This window comes from Nocardia sp. NPDC047648, assembly GCF_040642815.1.
Taxonomy (GTDB): domain Bacteria; phylum Actinomycetota; class Actinomycetes; order Mycobacteriales; family Mycobacteriaceae; genus Nocardia; species Nocardia gamkensis.
In genome coordinates this window covers 166,644-181,695 of sequence record NZ_JBEYSX010000011.1, presented here as the reverse complement: position 1 = coordinate 181,695, position 15,052 = coordinate 166,644, and the positions used below count along the sequence as shown (strand labels likewise).

Here is a 15,052-nt window from a genome sequence, read left to right as displayed (position 1 = left end):
CGCCTCACGAGTACAGCGAACCGGCGTTGACGACGGGCTGGGTGGCGCGATCACCGCACAGCACGACGAGCAGGTTCGACACCATCGCCGCCTTGCGTTCCTCGTCCAGTTCCACCACGCCCTGCTGGGCGAGCCGCTCCAGCGCCAAGCCGACCATGCCGACGGCGCCCTCGACGATCCGGGTCCGCGCGGCGACCACCTGGGCTGCCTGCTGGCGCACCAGCATGGCCTGGGCGATCTCGGGCGCGTAGGCGAGGTGGGTGATCCGCGCCTCCAGGACTTCGATACCCGCCATCTCGGTGCGGTCACGCAGTTCGACGGTCAGCTCCTCGGCCACTTCGGCGCCGTCGCGCAGGCTGGTGCGGTCCGCTTCGTGCGCGTCGTAGGGATGCGTCGTGGCGAGGTGCCGGACGGCGGCCTCGGACTGGGTCTCGACGTACTCCTCGTAGTCGTCCACGGCGAAGGCGGCCTTGAAGCTGTCCACCACCCGGTAGACGACCACCGCGGCGATCTCCACCGGGTTGCCGTCGGCGTCGTTGACCTTGAGCTTCTGGGTCTCGAAGTTCCGCACGCGCAGCGAGATGCTCTTGCGATCGGTCAGCGGGAGCACCGAGAAGAAGCCCGGCTCGCTCACCGAGCCGATGTAGCGGCCGAAGAATTGCACCACTTTGGCCTCGTTCGGGTTCACCACCGTCAGGCCGGTCGCCGCCAGCAGCAAGACGACGACCACGACGATCGCCGCCACCGCGCCGATGACGGCGGCGGCGTTGTCGTGCCGGGCGCCCACGACGAAGCCGAGCACCGCGGCGCCGCCGAACAAGAGGGTGAGCACGAACCACCCCAGCAGCACCAGGAAACCGTTGACGTGGAACGCGGGTCGAAACTGCATGACATCCTCCGAATATCAAAGTGATATCACGAAGATAGCATGGCATCGCCGCGCCACACTACGCGCGGCGGCGGGAGATCACCCGGCGTGCGGCCGGATGTTGCGGTTGAAGCGGAACAGGTTGCGCGGATCGTGCCGGGCCTTGAGCGCGGCGAGCCGGGCGTAGGTATCCGGCCGATAACCCGCGCGAGTCTGCGCCTCGTCCGCGTCGGCGCCCGCGCCGTAGAGGAAATTGAGGCTGTGGCCCAGCGTCCACGGCGTCAGCGCGGCACGGATGCCCGCTCGGGCCGCGGCGTCCTCCGGGCCGGTGATGATCCGCACGATGTAGGCGGCGTCGCGATGGTCCACCGCGATTCCGGCGTCGCTCGCGCGAGCCAGCGCGCCACCGAGGTGACGGACGTCGACAACCGCTCCGGCGCCGGATTCCGGCCCCGCGACCTCGAGCAACGCCGCGGCCGTCTTCTCGGTGAACTCGCCGAGCAGTGCGTTGGCGGCGGCGTAGGCATGCGGATGGTCGGGGTCGCTGTGAATGGTGTGCGACTCGGTGTACGGCATCGCCCGCAGGTCGTCCTTCATTCGTTCCCCGACCGCCCGCAGCGGTGCGACCAGACGCTCGCCTTCTTCGGCGAGACCGCTGTACGCGATGCGGATCGAGGCGACGTACCGCCCGCGCATCGGTGCGGGGACCTGCGGGATGTCCGGGAAGGCGAGCATGCTCACCGTCGAGGTCAGTTCTTCCGGCACGGTCGCGGTCCAACGCCGCCACGCCTCCAGCGCCGGCTCGACCAGCGGTGTGTCGAACACGAGCTGGCCGCCGTACACCGTCGTGACCGGGACCAGCCCGACCTCCAGCGCCGTCACCACGCCGAAGTTGCCTCCGCTGCCGAGGACGGCGCCGAACAGCTCGTCGTCCGGTGTCAGCGTGCGCACCCGGCCGTCGGCGGTGACCAGCTCGATCGTCCGCACGTGCTCGGCGGCGTACCCGAACTGCCGTGCGAGCAACCCGACTCCCCCGCCGAGCAGGTAGCCCACCACACCTACCGACGGCGACGAACCGTTCAACGGCGCGAGCCCGTGCTCGGCCGCGGCCTCGACCAGCGCGCCCGCGCGCACCCCCGCGCCGACCTGCGCGCTCCGGCGCGCCGGATCGATCCGGATGCCGGTCATCCGCCGCGTGCTGATCAACACGCCGCCTTCCGTGGCGACGGACAGGCCGTGGCCGGTGGCCTGCACGGCGATCGGCAGCTCGCGGCGCGCGGCGTACTCCACGGCGGCGCGCACGTCCTCGGCGTGCACGGCGCCGACGATCAACCCGGGCCGGTGCGTGTAGGCGGTTTGGAACCCGGCGATCTCCGCGTCGTAGCCCTCGTCGCCCGGACGGAAGACCGGGCCGGTGAAGATGTTGTTTTCCATGACTTCGACCCTGCTGCACAAGCTGAAAGAAGTAAAACAGATAGTTTTTCTTGTTTCTATAATGGTTGCTTATGGAACTGCGACAGCTGCGCTACTTCGTCACGGTCGTCCAGGAGGCGAGCTTCACTCGAGCGGCTGCTCGGCTGCACTTGGCCCAGCCTGGACTCAGCGCGCAGATCCGGCAATTGGAGCGCGAACTGGGCCACCCCCTACTGGACCGTGGCGGGCGCACGGTCACTCCGACGGAGGTCGGCGCCGCCGTCCTGCCGCACGCGCGGGCGGCACTGGCCGCCGCCGAGCGGATCACCCACACGACGGAGGAGTTCACCGGTTTGCTGCGGGGTCAGGTCAGGATCGGGCTGATCTCCGGGGCGGCGGTCGAGGAATTCGACGTCGCCGCCGTGCTCGCCGATTTCCACCACGACCACCCGCAGATCGGTATCAGCCTGACCGAGGACACCTCCGAGCGGATGCTCACCGCGCTCGACCGCGGTGAGCTGGATATGGCCCTGGTCGGGATGACCGGCGCGGAACTCGATCCGGCCATCGGCGTCGAAGTGGTGCTGGAGACGGCGGTGGTGGCCGCCGTGGCCGCAGCGGATCCCGGCTACGGCGACGAGGTCGCGCTCACCGCGCTGCGGGATCGCCCGCTGATCTGCCTCACGCCGGGCACCGGCATTCGCGGCGTCTTCGAGCGAGCCTGCGCGGCGGCCGGATTCGAGCCCGGCATCGCCTACGAGGCGGCGGCGCCCGCCCTGCTGCTGCGCCTCGCCGCACGCGGTCTCGGCGTCGCCGTCGTACCCGAACTCACCGCCGAGGAGGCCGCGGCTTTCGGGGTGCGGACCGTCCGCATCGTCGAGCCGGAACTGCGCGGGCGCCTTGCGCTGGCCTGGCGCACCGACCGTCCCGCGAGTCCGGCGGCCAAAGTCCTGCTCGGGCAGCTGCGCATCGCCCTGCGCGCCGACGCGTGAATCGGCTCAGAGCAGGCGCGAGAGGAACGCCTTGGTGCGCTCGTGCCGAGGATCGGCCAGCAGCTCCCCGGGCGCTCCCGCCTCCACGACCACCCCGCCGTCCATGAAGACCAGCTGATCGGCGACCTCCCGCGCGAAGCCCATCTCGTGGGTCACCACGACCATCGTCATGCCCGAGCGAGCGAGTTCCCGCATGACCGTGAGGACCTCCCCGACCAGCTCCGGATCCAGCGCGGAGGTCGGCTCGTCGAACAGCATGAGCTTGGGGTCCATGGCCAGCGCACGGGCGATCGCCACGCGCTGCTGCTGACCGCCGGACAGCTGCGCCGGGTAGGCGTTCGCCTTGTCCGCCAGGCCGACCCGGTCCAGCAGTTCCCTCGCCCTGGTCACCGCGTCCGCCTTGCGCAGCTTCTTCACCTGGGTGGGCGCCTCGATGACGTTCTCCAGCGCGGTCCGGTGCGGGAACAGGTTGAAGTGCTGGAACACCATGCCGATCTCGCGGCGCTGCTTGGCCGCGTCGCGCGGGTGCATCTCGTAGAGCCTGCCGTTCTTCTCCCGGTAGCCCACGATCTCGCCGTCGACGTAGAGCCGGCCCGCGTTCACCTGTTCCAGGTGATTGATGCAGCGCAGAAAGGTGGACTTGCCCGAGCCGGACGGACCGATCAGGCACATCACCTCGCCGCGGCCCACTTCGAGGGAAACGCCCTTGAGTACCTGTAGCGCGCCGAAGTTCTTGCAGACCCGGTCCGCGACGATCATCGCGGGGGCGGTGGCCTTCTCGACATCCACGCTCATTTCGCCTTCTCCCCCTGCTGCGCGTCGGCGAGTTCCTGTAGCTGTTTGGCGGTCAGCCGGCGGGAGACGCCGCGCGAGTAATAGCGCTCCAAGTAGTACTGCCCGACCATGAGCACACTCGTGATGGCCAAGTACCAGGTGGCGGCGACCAGCAGCAGCGGGATGGGCTGGAAGTTCACGCCGTAGATATCGCGCGCCCGGCCGAACAGATCGGTGCTCAGCGGGATGCCGGTGACCAGCGAGGTGGTCTTCAGCATGCCGATGAGCTCGTTGCCGGTCGGCGGGATGATCACGCGCATGGCCTGCGGCAGCACCGTGCGGCGCATGGTCTGGCTCCAGGACATGCCGAGCGCGAACGACGCCTCCCGCTGCCCCTCACCGACGGAATTGATTCCGGCCCGGACGATTTCGGCCATGTAGGCGGCTTCGTTGAGACCGAGGCCGAGCACCGCGAAGGCGAACGCGGCCTGCAGGTGCTGCACGTCGAACTCGAAGAACTGCGGTCCGAACGGGATGCCCAGGTGGATCTGCCGGTACAGCGAGGGGACCAGCCCCCAGAACACCAATTGCACGAACACCGGGGTGCCGCGGAAGATCCAGAGATACACCCACGCCGTGCTCCGCAACACCGGATTCGGTGACAACCGCATGACGGCGAGGGTCGTCCCGAGCGCGACCGCGATCGCCATCGCGCACACGGTCAGTTCCAGCGTCACGATGGCGCCCGCGGTGATCCGGGTGTCGAACAGGTATTTCCCGTAGGTATCCCAGCGATAGGCCGGGTTCGTCGCGGCGCCGTAGACGAACAGCGCCACCAAGACGAGGATGACCGCCGCCGCTATCCAGCGCCCCGGCCTGCGCAGCGGAACCGCTTTGATCGGCTCCGGCTCCCGCGCCTGGTCCGCTCCGCCGGGCCCGGGATCGCCGGGCGCCGGCCGAGTGTCGTCGTCCGTCATCGATCAGCTCACAGCGCCGTTGACGACGGACTTGGTGATGGCGCCTTCCTGGACGCCCCAGTTCTTCGTGATCTCGAGGTACTTGCCGGTGTCGATCAGGTGCTGAACCGCTTTCTGCAACACGGCGGCCAGCGGCGCGCCCTTGGGCACCGCCCAGCCGTAGGGCGCGGAGTCGAACACCGGGCCAGCGTTCTCGATCTTGCCGCCGCTCTGCTTGATCGCGTACGCCGTCACCGGCGAGTCGGCCGACATGGCGTCGACCTGGCCGAGCACCAGCGCGTTGGTCGCGGCGCTCTGCTCGTCGAACGGCTTGATGTCGATGGCGGGTTTGCCCTCGGCGACGCACTTGGCGCTCTTGGCGGGCACCTCGTCGGTGTGCTCCACCGTGGTGGCCTGCACGGCGACCTTCTTGCCGCAGGCGTTCTCCGGGTCGACCGGCTTGCCCTTCTGCTGGGCCCACTGGACGCCCGCGTTGAAATAGGTGGTGAAGTCGACCTGCTGCTCGCGTTCCTTGGAGTCGGTGATCGACGACATGCCCACGTCGTAGGTTCCGGCCTGGATCGAGGGGATGATCTTCTCGAAGGCCGACTCGACGTATTCGGCCTCGACGCCGAGCACGGAGGCGACCGCGTCCATCAGGTCCACGTCGAAGCCGACGATCCGGCCGCCGGCGTCCTTGTACTCGTTCGGCTGGTAGGGGATGTTCACGCCGACGGCGAGCTTGCCGGATTGCTTGATCTTGTCGGGGAGTTGCGCGGCGATCTCGTCGACCTTGTCCACCTGCACCTTGGCCGCCGAGGGTCCGGTGTCCTCGGTGTTCGTAGTACAGCCCGTCAGTACCAACGCACCCGCGGCGAGCGCACCCATGGTGGCTCGCAGGGCGCGCCTGCCGAGAAACGAACGATCAGACACAACAGCCCTCCACATTTCGGCTCCACGAAACCCGGGCGTCACCACCCGTTTGGCAATCTAAGCGACCAGGACGCTCCGCGCTGGACAGTAATGCAACAGCAACACGACCGGGCGCGCCGTCCATGCCGGTTCACCGGCGGGACACCCTACCCTCCCGGTCGCTGACCTGCGAATTCAGGACCGGGCGCGGGCCGCGCGGAGCCCTTGGCGAGCGAACGCCGACGGCGTACGAACGGCCGGTTCCGGCTACCGGCGGTGCACCCTGGCGCACACCTGCTCGGTGAACTCACCGGTGGAGGCGAGCCCTCCGAGATCGGCGGTGGCGATGCCCGCCTCGAAGGTCGCGGCCACGGCCCGCTCGATGCGCTCACCCGCCCGCGCCAAGGTCACCTCGGCGTCCCGGGTCGCCAGCCAGCGCAACAGCATCGCCGACGACAACTGCAGCGCCGCCGGGTTCGCCCGGTTGTGCCCGGCCAGCGACGGCGCCGCGCCGTGCACCGCCTGGGCCATCGCCGTGGTGGCCGAACAGTTCAGCGACGCGGCCAGCCCGAGCGATCCGCTCAATTCCCCGGCCAGGTCGGACAGGATGTCGCCGAACAGGTTCTCGGTGACCAGTACGTCGTAGTCGGCGGCGGCTCGGACCAGGTGAGCGGCCGCCGCGTCGACGTGTTCGTCGTCCACCTCGATCCCCGGGTATGCCCGGCCGACCTCGTGGCAGACGTCGCGGAACAGCCCCATCGTCAACGGCAGGACGTTGGCCTTGTGCACGATGGTCACCCGCTTGCGCCGTGTCGCGGCCAGCCGGAACGCCTGGTGCGCGATCCGCTCGCAGGCCGCACGGGTCACCAGCCCCACCGACATCGCGACGTCCGGCGTCGGCCGGAACTCCCCCGACCCGGCGAACATGTTGCGGTCGGCGTAGAACCCTTCACTGTTCTCCCGGACGATCACCAGGTCGATGTCCGGCGCCGCGGCGTGCACACCGGCGAAGGCCCGCGCGGGACGGATGTTGGCGTAGAGGCCGAAATGCTTGCGGATCAGGCCGCCGGGCGCGACGCGATGTTCGGCCGGATAGGACGCGTTGTCGTGCGGGCCGAGAATCCACGCGTCCACCCCGGCCAGCTCCTCGAGCGTCCGCTCGGGCAGCGGGGTGCCGAACTCGGCGATGGCGTGGTGCCCCATGAGCAGCGGCACCCATTCGACCGGCGTGGCTCCCGCGGCGGCCAGCGCCTCGTCGACTACCTGCCGGGCCGCTCGCACCACCTCGGGGCCGATACCGTCGCCATCGATCAGGCCGAGCCGCAGCGCCCGGTTCCGGCGGGGTTGGTTCGCGTCGTTCACCGCAACATCCTCCCGCCGACGCGCCCGGCTGCCCGAAGCGGCCCGCGGACACGCCGAGTGCGGTTACCTTCGGGGACCATGGTGCAGTCGGTCGAACTACTTCTCGACGAGGCCGCGGACGCCGAGATCCGCAGGCAGTGGCAACTGCTCGCGGAGGCCGGTGTGCGGAGTCTCGCCGCGCGCACCGACGAGTCCAATCGTCCGCACATCACCGCCGCGGTGGCGAAGCAGATCTGGCCGCGCATCGAGCAGGCGCTCGACGAGCAGATCTTCGCGCCGATCCCGGTACGGCTCGGTGGCGTGGTGGTCTTCGGTGCGCGCCGTTGCATCCTGGTGCGGCTGGTGGTGCCGACCGAGGCGCTGCTCACCCTGCACCGCCGGATCTTCCACACGATCTCCCCGTGCCCCGGCGTGCCTGCCAATGTGCGACCGGACGCGTGGACCCCGCACATCACCCTGGCCAGGCGGGTGCCGCCGCACCAACTCGGCGAGGCGATCCACGCCGTCGCCAGGGACCGGGATTTTCCGGCGACCGTGCTGGGTATCCGTCGATGGGACGGGGATCAGCGGCGCGAGTGGCCGGTCGGCCGGATCCGCCGTGGAAGATAACCGGAGCAGCCCGCGTTGTAGCAGGCACACCGAAACGAGAGGACGTCATGGCCACCCAGACGCTGACCCAGCAGAACTTCGACGAGGTAGTCACCGGAAACGACGTGGTACTCGTCGATTTCTGGGCCGATTGGTGCGGTCCGTGCAAGAGTTTCGCACCGACTTTCGAGGCCTCCTCCGACAAGCACCCCGACGTGGTGCACGGAAAGGTCGACACCGAATCCGAGCAGGGCCTCGCGGCGGCCGCGAACATCCGCTCCATTCCGACGATCATGGCTTTCCGGGAGGGCGTGCTGGTGTTCGCGCAGCCCGGCGCGCTGCCGCCCGCGGCGCTCGAGGATCTGGTGAGCCAGGTCAAGGCGCTGGACATGGACGAGGTGCGCAAGCAGATCGCCGAGCAGCAGCAGGCCGCCGAGTAGCAGACCCTCGGTGGACCACGCGGCGCGACAGGCCTTGCGCCGCAACGGTATTGATTCGGGCCCGGGTACGGACACGCGAAGGCGGCAGCCCGTATCCGGGCCCGCTCCACGTCCGGCGCCGGTCAGCGTCCGGCCGCGGGGCGACGTACTGCCGCCCCGCGGCCGCACGCCGGATCTCAGGACACGCCGAGCAGGTTGACGCCCGCGATCATGGCGCGGACCGTCGACTCGGCGCCGTCGTCCGCGATCGCCGCGCCCCAGCCGCGCCTGCCGTTGCATTCGCACTGCACGAACGTGGCGGTGCCCTCCGCGGTGCGCCGCTGGTGGAATTGCAGGATCTCCACGGGATAGCCCTCCTCGTAGAGGGCCGAGGTCATCGCCGCGACGGGGCTGCCGGTGGCGATGACGGTCCGCAGATGGCCCGCGAACTCCAGCGTGGCGGTGAACTCCGCGGTCCTGGCGCCGGCGGGCGACCATTCGCCGAGGCGGATCGGACCGCCGTGCGCACAGTAGCGGCTGTGGAACTCCGCCGAGGTCAGCCCGGCCGCTTCGGCACGTAGGGCCTTGGGAGCGGCGGCGTGGAACAGGTCTGTATCAAGAGTCAGGATGGTCATTGAAAGTAGGTCTTCCCGAAGAATGTCGTGGCTCAGTTGACAGAGGGGACCAGCACTAACAAGTGGAAAAGCCCGCAGCGAGGGGGCCGGCCCGGATCAGACCCCGCTACGGCGGGCTACTACGAGAACTCGGAGACGCGGCGCCACCGTCGCGATGAGCGGAAGTAGCTCGGCGCGAACCTCGGACTCGGAGGCGGTAGCCTGCGCAGCCACGGAGGGCCCGATGAGCGACGCCGAAAGCAGAGCGCCGTCGCGGTCTGCGACGGTGAGCGCTGCACTGCGGCGGTCGGCGGGATTCGGCACGGCATCGAGGATAGGGACATCGCGGCGCAATAGCAACCACATCCGATGCCCGATTTGTCTACTGACGAGTACCATCCCCGCAGTTCAGGACGTTGCGGCCGGTACGAGGGTAGCGTCGGTGACATGGGTCTCCTCGTGGCCATGACCATCCCGGGTCTGGCGGTACTGCTCATCCTCTTGGCCTTCGCCGAAGTGGCTTGGAACAGGCTCACCGGCAGCCGAGCACTGCCCTGGACTCGCGCGCGGTCCGGCCGTCCCGTGGCGGCCGCGGGCTTCGAGGAGGTCACGGCAGTCTTCCAGGGCGGCAAACACCACGAGTTCGAGCAGCGCATGACGACGCTCATGCACCGGGAGGACCCCTCCGACGGCGCGCCGCCGCGCGACGACGTGGACCTCACAGCGGGTTCGGCGCGCCTCGTTCCGCGCCAGCTCTCGTGAAATACGCCGGAACACAGTGAGATCCGGGGAATCTCTCCCGGATCTCACTGGCACAGTGGGAAATTCGCCTTACCGGCGAACAAGGACCTCGTTCAGTTTGCCGGTGGCCACGTCGAACACGAAACCGCGGATCGAGTCCTTGTGCGGCACGAAGGGGCTGGCGACGATGCGCGCGATCGATTGGCGCACATCGGTTTCCAGGTCGGAGAACGACTCCGCCGACCACTCCGGCTTGATGCCGGTCTCCTCCTGGATGCTCGCCTTGAAGTCGTCGTCGGTGAAGGTGAGCATGCCGCAATCGGTGTGGTGGATCAGGATGATCTCCCTGGTCCCGAGCAGTCGCTGGCTGATCGCCAGCGAGCGGATCTCGTCGGAGGTGATCACGCCGCCCGCGTTGCGGATGACGTGCGCCTCGCCCTCGGCGAGGCCGAGCGCGCCGTAGACGTTCAGCCGCGCGTCCATGCACGCGACCACGGCCACGCCCTTCGAGGGCGGTAGCGGCAGCGGGCCCCGGAAGGTGCTCGCGTAGGCCGCGTTGTTCTCCAGGTACTCATCGGTGACAGTCATGGGCCATCCCCTGCGCTCGGTATGCGTGAATCCCTCGGTACGACCAGCCCCACGGTAGGTGGCCGCGCGGCACGGGGCATCCGTCCCGTTCACCGTGATTCGTTTACTTGCACGCGGCGGCCCGATAGTAGCTCTCCGGATGCCGGATGCCGGGCCCCTGCGGTCGGGCCCGGCATGTCCTCCTGCGCCGCGCCGGTCAGTGCGCGGCGGAATCCCAGCTGTGGCCGACGCCGACCGATACCTCCAGCGGCACGGAAAGGGCGATGGCGGCGGACATCTGCTCGCGTGCCAGCGCCTCGAGCGTCTCTCGTTCCCCGTCGGCGACCTCGAACAGCAGTTCGTCGTGGATCTGCAACAGCATCCTGGAGCGCAGCCCCGCCTCGCGCATCGCCCGGTGCACGTTGATCATCGCCACCTTGATGATGTCGGCCGCGGTGCCCTGGATCGGGGCGTTGAGCGCCATCCGCTCGGCCGACTCCCGGCGCTGCCGGTTGCTGGAGTCCAGATCGGGCAGGTAGCGGCGGCGGCCGAACAGCGTCTCGGTGTAACCGACCTTGCGCGCCTGCTCCACCACCTCGTAGAGGTAGTCGCGGATGCGGCCGAAGCGGGCGAAGTAGACCTCCATCTGCTCCTTCGCCTCGGTGGTGCTGATCTTCAGCTGCGCGGACAGGCCATAGGAACTCAACCCGTAGGCCAGGCCGTAGGACATCGCCTTGATCCGGCGGCGCAGTTCCGGACTCACTTCGGAGATCGGGATGTCGAACGCTTTGGATGCCACGAAGGTGTGCAGGTCCTCACCGGAGTTGAACGCCTCGATCAGCCCCTCGTCCCCGGACAGGTGCGCCATGATCCGCATCTCGATCTGGCTGTAGTCGGCGGTCATCAGCGACTGGTAGCCGGAGCCGACCACGAAGGTGTCGCGGATCTGCCTGCCGGTGTCGGTGCGGATCGGGATGTTCTGCAGGTTCGGTTCGGTCGAGGACAGCCGCCCGGTGGCCGCGATCGTCTGGTTGAACGTGGTGTGGATGCGGCCGTCGTCGGCGACGCATTTGAGCAGGCCGTCGACGGTGACCTTGAGGCGGGTGGCGTCGCGGTGCGTGAGCAGATGCTCCAGGAACGGATGCTGGGTCTTCTCGTACAGCGACTCCAGCGCGTCCGCGTCGGTGGTGTAGCCGGTCTTGGTGCGCTTGGTCTTCGGCATGTCCAGCTCGTCGAACAGCACCACCTGCAACTGCTTGGGCGAGCCGAGGTTGATCTGCTTGCCGATCACCTCATAGGCCGCCTCGGCCGCCTCGGCCACCCGATCGGCGAACTGCCGCTGCAGCGTCGCGAGCTGGTCGGTATCCACCGCGATGCCCGCCTCTTCCAAGGTGGACAGCACACCCAGCAGCGGCAGTTCCATCTCCGCCAGCAGCGGAGTGGCCTCGATCTGGGCCAGTTCCCCATCGAGCGCGTCGGCCAGGTCCGCGACGGCACGCGCGCGCAGCATCTGCGCCCGCGCCAGCTCGGCGTCGACGGCGTCCTCTTCGTCGAGCAGCGACAGCTGCGCGGTCTCGCCGGTCTCGGCGCGCAACTCCCGGTGCAGGTAGCGCAGCGACAGGTCGTCGAGGTTGAACGTGCGCTGGCCCGGGCGGACCAGATACGCCGCCAGCGCGGTGTCGCTGGCCAGCCCGCCGAGGGTCCAGCCGCGGCCGCGCAGCGCGTGCACGGCGGCCTTGGCCTCGTGCAGCGCCTTCGGCACCGCCGGGTCGGCGAGCCAGGCGCCCAGCGCGGCCTCGTCCTCGGGGGTGAGCACGGTGACGTCGATGTACCCGCTCTCGCCGTCGCCCGCCGCGATGGCAAGCGCGCGGACGTCACCACCGGCCGGGGAGCCCGTGCCGAGAATCGAGACACCGTGGCGCACACCGGCTTTCGCGTGCTCGCCGAGCCAGTCCGCGACCGCGCCGATCTCCAGCGCGCCGCCGCTGATCTCGAAACCCGCCTCCGCCTCCGGCTCCGGCGGCGCCAGCGTCTCGAACAGCCGGTCGCGCAACACGCGGAATTCGAGGTCGTCGAACAGCTGATGGATCTTCTCGCGGTCCCACGGCCCCTGCGCCAGCTGGTCGGGGGTGTACGGCAGCGGCACGTCCCGCATCAGTTCGGTGAGCTGCCGGTTGAGCACCACGCTGCTCAGGTTCGCCCGCAGCGCGTCACCGACCTTGCCCTTCACCTGGTCGACCTTCTCGACCAAGGTGTTCAGGTCGCCGTACTCGCGGATCCATTTGGCGGCGGTCTTCTCCCCCACGCCCGGGATACCGGGCAGGTTGTCGCTCGGGTCGCCGCGCAGCGCCGCGTAATCGGGGTACTGGTTGGGCGTGAGGCCGTATTTCGCCATCACCTCGTCCGGGGTGAACCGGGTCAGGTCGGAGACGCCCTTGCGCGGGTACAGCACCGTGACGTTCTCGTTCACCAACTGGATGGAGTCCCGGTCGCCGGTGACGATCAACACGCGGAAGCCCGCGGCCGTCGCCTGCGTGGTGAGCGTGGCGATGAGGTCGTCGGCCTCGAAGCCCTCGATCGCCATCACCGGGATGCCCAAGGCGCCCAGCACGTCCTTGGTGAGTTCCACCTGGCCGCGGAACTCGTCCGGGGTGGCGCTGCGATTGGCCTTGTACTCCGGGTACGCCTCGGCGCGGAAGGTCTGGCGCGAGACGTCGAACGCCGCGGCCACGTGCGTGGGCTTCTCGTCGCGCAGCAGGTTGATCAGCATCGCGGTGAAGCCGTAGACCGCGTTCGTGGTCTGCCCGGTGACCGTCTTGAAGTTCTCCGCAGGTAGCGCGAAGAACGCGCGATAGGCGATCGAATGCCCGTCCAGCAACAGCAACGTCGGCCGGTCTCCCGAGCCGGGATCGCCGGAGCCGGACGCGGGGGCGGGACGCGGAGCGGTCGTGGGTGAACTCACGCCCCAGAGTCTAGGGACCGGCACCGACAAGGCGATACGCCGACACCCAGGTGCCCCCGGCGCCGGACTTCCGGCTCACGGGACGCGTGTCGATCGCGCCCCGCGGCCGTCACAGCGTGGCGACCAGTTCTCGCAGCACCGGCAGGCTCACCGATCCGGAGCCGAGCACCACGTCGTGGAATGCCTTGATGTCGAAGTCCGCGCCGAGCCGCTCGGTGGCCGCCACCCGCTGGCGCAAGATCTCCAGCTGGCCGACCTTGTAGGCGACCGCCTGCCCCGGCATGGCGATGTAGCGGTCCACCTCGACGGTGATCTCGGCCAGTCCGACCGGCGCGTTGGCCACCATGAAGTCGATGGCCTGCTGCCTGCTCCACCCCTTCGCGTGCAAGCCGGTGTCGACCACCAGACGGCAGGAGCGCCACGAGTCTCCGGCCAGCATGCCGAGCCGGCCCAGATCGTCCTCGTACAAACCCATTTCGTCGGCCAGCCGCTCGGTGTAGAGCGCCCATCCTTCGACGAAAGCGGTGTTGGCGAAGGACTGGCGCTGGAAGCGCGGCAGATGGTCGAGTTCGTTGGCGATGGTGAGTTGCAGGTGATGGCCGGGAATCGCCTCGTGGTAGGCCACCGACGCGGTCTCGTAGCGGCCGCGGCCGGTGGGATGGTGCTGGTTGACGAAATACGTGCCGGGCCTGGAACCGTCGGCGGCGGGCGGGAAGTAGTACGCCGCGGGCGAATCCGCGGCGAGGAATTCCGGCACCGGGACGATGTCGCAGGACTCCTTCGGCAGGCGCCCGAACCAGTTCCCCATCTCGGTGCCCGCCATGGCCAGCGCGCGGCGGGCGTCGAACACGATCTGCTCCGCGTCGTCGTAGCACAGCGCGGGATCGTCACGCAGGCGGGCGAAGATCTCGCCGAGATCGCCGGTGCCGAACAGGCGCGCGCCCACCGTCGCGTACTCCTCGCGCAGCTTCGCCAGCTCGGTGAGCCCGAGGTCGTGGATCTCGTCGGCGCCCAGATCGGGCAGCGTCGTATGGTGGCGCAGCAGTCGCTGGTAGATGTCCTCGCCGTCGGCGCCGAGCCAGCCGAGGCCGGGCCGGTCGTCGGGACGGGCGGCGGGCAGCAACTCGTCGTACAGCGCGTCGCGGTAGACCTGGAACGCGGGCCGGATGACATCCCGCGTCACGTCGGCCATTTCGGAGCGCCACGCGGCCTCGCCGTCCCAGCCCTCCGGTCCCGCGAAGGTGACGAACGGGTCGGCGGCGAGGTCGGAATCCAGGTAACCGTCCAGCTGGTTGAGCGAACGCTCGATGGTGATCCGCGCGGGCGCTCGTCCCGCGGCCAGGCCCGCCCGGAACCGTTCCACGGCCTGGCCGAGCATGTCACCGAACTGCCGGTAGCGCCGCACCAGTGCCAGCGCGTGCTCGGGCCGCGGCGCGTTCGTCTGCGGCGCCACCATCAGCACGCCCGCGTGCACGCCGTTCATCTGGTCGGAGGCCATCTCCACCGGCCGCCATTCCAGATGCTCGACCGCGCCGCTCAACTCGGTGCGCAACAGGCTGCGAGTGATGCGGTCGGTGGGGCTCAACGGCTCCGCGTCGAGCGCGTCGACCGCGCGCAGCAGATCGCGCCAGGTCGACAGCAACCGCTGCTCCGCGTCGACGGACAGATCCTCGATCCGATCGTCGAAGCGGCGGTCGCCGAGCAAGGTAGCCTCACTCGGCGCCGCCTCGAGCACACTGTCCCAATACCGCTCGGCCAGGCTCATCAGCTCGTCGTGACCATCCATGGTCACGATCATGCCTCGAGCAGGCGCGCGCGGCACCGGAGTCGGCGCGCCTGCCGGGCACCGGGCACGCATGACACGTCCCCGGCCCGCGCACGGCG

14 protein-coding genes are annotated in these 15,052 nt (G+C 69.2%); 4 read left to right on the top strand and 10 right to left on the bottom strand.

Annotated elements, in window-relative coordinates:
• Positions 1-4: 4 nt before the first annotated feature.
• Both ABZ803_RS23240 and ABZ803_RS23235 read right to left on the bottom strand, forming a co-directional pair.
• Entirely contained in the window at positions 5-889 is an 885-nt protein-coding gene (locus tag ABZ803_RS23240; RefSeq protein ID WP_357041738.1) for an SPFH domain-containing protein, read from the bottom strand.
• A 78-nt stretch (positions 890-967) separates the two neighbouring features.
• Positions 968-2,302 carry an FAD-binding oxidoreductase gene (locus tag ABZ803_RS23235; RefSeq protein WP_357041735.1) on the bottom strand — a complete coding sequence of 445 codons (1,335 nt, stop codon included), beginning with the start codon at positions 2,300-2,302 and terminating at the stop codon, positions 968-970.
• A gap of 71 nt (positions 2,303-2,373) precedes the next feature.
• On the opposite strand from ABZ803_RS23235, the gene ABZ803_RS23230 reads away from it, so the two are divergent.
• The gene (locus ABZ803_RS23230; protein ID WP_357041732.1) at positions 2,374-3,273 is read left to right on the top strand and encodes a LysR family transcriptional regulator; all 900 of its coding nucleotides are present in this window, start codon (positions 2,374-2,376) and stop codon (positions 3,271-3,273) included.
• 6 nt (positions 3,274-3,279) lie between these two features.
• Here ABZ803_RS23230 and ABZ803_RS23225 read toward each other — a convergent pair whose 3' ends face one another.
• From ABZ803_RS23225 to ABZ803_RS23210, 4 genes are all read right to left on the bottom strand, one after another.
• A complete protein-coding gene (locus ABZ803_RS23225; protein ID WP_357042027.1) occupies positions 3,280-4,032 on the bottom strand; it encodes an amino acid ABC transporter ATP-binding protein in 753 nt (250 codons plus the stop codon).
• 32 nt (positions 4,033-4,064) lie between these two features.
• The gene (locus ABZ803_RS23220; protein WP_357041728.1) at positions 4,065-5,024 is read right to left on the bottom strand and encodes an amino acid ABC transporter permease; all 960 of its coding nucleotides are present in this window, start codon (positions 5,022-5,024) and stop codon (positions 4,065-4,067) included.
• 3 nt (positions 5,025-5,027) lie between these two features.
• The gene (locus tag ABZ803_RS23215; RefSeq protein ID WP_357042024.1) at positions 5,028-5,891 is read right to left on the bottom strand and encodes an ABC transporter substrate-binding protein; all 864 of its coding nucleotides are present in this window, start codon (positions 5,889-5,891) and stop codon (positions 5,028-5,030) included.
• A gap of 291 nt (positions 5,892-6,182) precedes the next feature.
• Entirely contained in the window at positions 6,183-7,277 is a 1,095-nt protein-coding gene (locus ABZ803_RS23210; RefSeq protein WP_357041725.1) for an isocitrate/isopropylmalate family dehydrogenase, read from the bottom strand.
• A 78-nt stretch (positions 7,278-7,355) separates the two neighbouring features.
• On the opposite strand from ABZ803_RS23210, the gene ABZ803_RS23205 reads away from it, so the two are divergent.
• Positions 7,356-7,886: a 2'-5' RNA ligase family protein gene (locus ABZ803_RS23205; RefSeq protein ID WP_357041722.1), complete on the top strand. Its 531-nt coding sequence runs from the start codon at positions 7,356-7,358 to the stop codon at positions 7,884-7,886.
• Between the two features lie 47 nt (positions 7,887-7,933).
• On the top strand, positions 7,934-8,305 hold the full coding sequence (gene trxA / locus ABZ803_RS23200; protein WP_357041719.1) for a thioredoxin: 372 nt from the start codon (positions 7,934-7,936) through the stop codon (positions 8,303-8,305).
• 176 nt (positions 8,306-8,481) lie between these two features.
• Here the strand turns inward: trxA and ABZ803_RS23195 are convergent, their stop codons facing one another.
• Positions 8,482-8,919 carry an alpha-isopropylmalate synthase regulatory domain-containing protein gene (locus tag ABZ803_RS23195; protein ID WP_062970839.1) on the bottom strand — a complete coding sequence of 146 codons (438 nt, stop codon included), beginning with the start codon at positions 8,917-8,919 and terminating at the stop codon, positions 8,482-8,484.
• A gap of 426 nt (positions 8,920-9,345) precedes the next feature.
• Between ABZ803_RS23195 and ABZ803_RS23190 the strand changes: the two genes are divergently transcribed.
• Positions 9,346-9,660 carry a DUF6191 domain-containing protein gene (locus tag ABZ803_RS23190; RefSeq protein WP_357041715.1) on the top strand — a complete coding sequence of 105 codons (315 nt, stop codon included), beginning with the start codon at positions 9,346-9,348 and terminating at the stop codon, positions 9,658-9,660.
• 69 nt (positions 9,661-9,729) lie between these two features.
• On the opposite strand, the gene ABZ803_RS23185 is transcribed toward ABZ803_RS23190, so the two are convergent.
• From ABZ803_RS23185 to ABZ803_RS23175, 3 genes are all read right to left on the bottom strand, one after another.
• Positions 9,730-10,227: a carbonic anhydrase gene (locus ABZ803_RS23185; RefSeq protein WP_357041712.1), complete on the bottom strand. Its 498-nt coding sequence runs from the start codon at positions 10,225-10,227 to the stop codon at positions 9,730-9,732.
• A 196-nt stretch (positions 10,228-10,423) separates the two neighbouring features.
• Entirely contained in the window at positions 10,424-13,168 is a 2,745-nt protein-coding gene (polA, locus tag ABZ803_RS23180) for a DNA polymerase I (protein WP_357041709.1), read from the bottom strand.
• Positions 13,169-13,277: 109 nt separating this feature from the next.
• Positions 13,278-14,954, bottom strand: a complete 1,677-nt coding sequence (locus ABZ803_RS23175; protein WP_357041706.1) for a DUF885 domain-containing protein — start codon at positions 14,952-14,954, stop codon at positions 13,278-13,280.
• Between the last annotated feature and the right edge of the window lie 98 nt (positions 14,955-15,052).

Excerpts from the sequence above, each read along its gene's own strand:
- ABZ803_RS23185 (WP_357041712.1), bottom strand. The coding sequence starts at position 10,227 with ATGACTGTCACCGATGAGTACCTGGAGAACAACGCGGCCTACGCGAGC.
- ABZ803_RS23190 (WP_357041715.1), top strand. The coding sequence starts at position 9,346 with ATGGGTCTCCTCGTGGCCATGACCATCCCGGGTCTGGCGGTACTGCTC.
- ABZ803_RS23205 (WP_357041722.1), top strand. The coding sequence starts at position 7,356 with ATGGTGCAGTCGGTCGAACTACTTCTCGACGAGGCCGCGGACGCCGAG.
- ABZ803_RS23195 (WP_062970839.1), bottom strand. The coding sequence starts at position 8,919 with ATGACCATCCTGACTCTTGATACAGACCTGTTCCACGCCGCCGCTCCC.
- ABZ803_RS23220 (WP_357041728.1), bottom strand. The coding sequence starts at position 5,024 with ATGACGGACGACGACACTCGGCCGGCGCCCGGCGATCCCGGGCCCGGC.
- ABZ803_RS23230 (WP_357041732.1), top strand. The coding sequence starts at position 2,374 with ATGGAACTGCGACAGCTGCGCTACTTCGTCACGGTCGTCCAGGAGGCG.
- ABZ803_RS23240 (WP_357041738.1), bottom strand. The coding sequence starts at position 889 with ATGCAGTTTCGACCCGCGTTCCACGTCAACGGTTTCCTGGTGCTGCTG.
- ABZ803_RS23235 (WP_357041735.1), bottom strand. The coding sequence starts at position 2,302 with ATGGAAAACAACATCTTCACCGGCCCGGTCTTCCGTCCGGGCGACGAG.
- trxA (WP_357041719.1), top strand. The coding sequence starts at position 7,934 with ATGGCCACCCAGACGCTGACCCAGCAGAACTTCGACGAGGTAGTCACC.
- ABZ803_RS23225 (WP_357042027.1), bottom strand. The coding sequence starts at position 4,032 with ATGATCGTCGCGGACCGGGTCTGCAAGAACTTCGGCGCGCTACAGGTA.
- ABZ803_RS23215 (WP_357042024.1), bottom strand. The coding sequence starts at position 5,891 with ATGGGTGCGCTCGCCGCGGGTGCGTTGGTACTGACGGGCTGTACTACG.
- ABZ803_RS23175 (WP_357041706.1), bottom strand. The coding sequence starts at position 14,954 with ATGGATGGTCACGACGAGCTGATGAGCCTGGCCGAGCGGTATTGGGAC.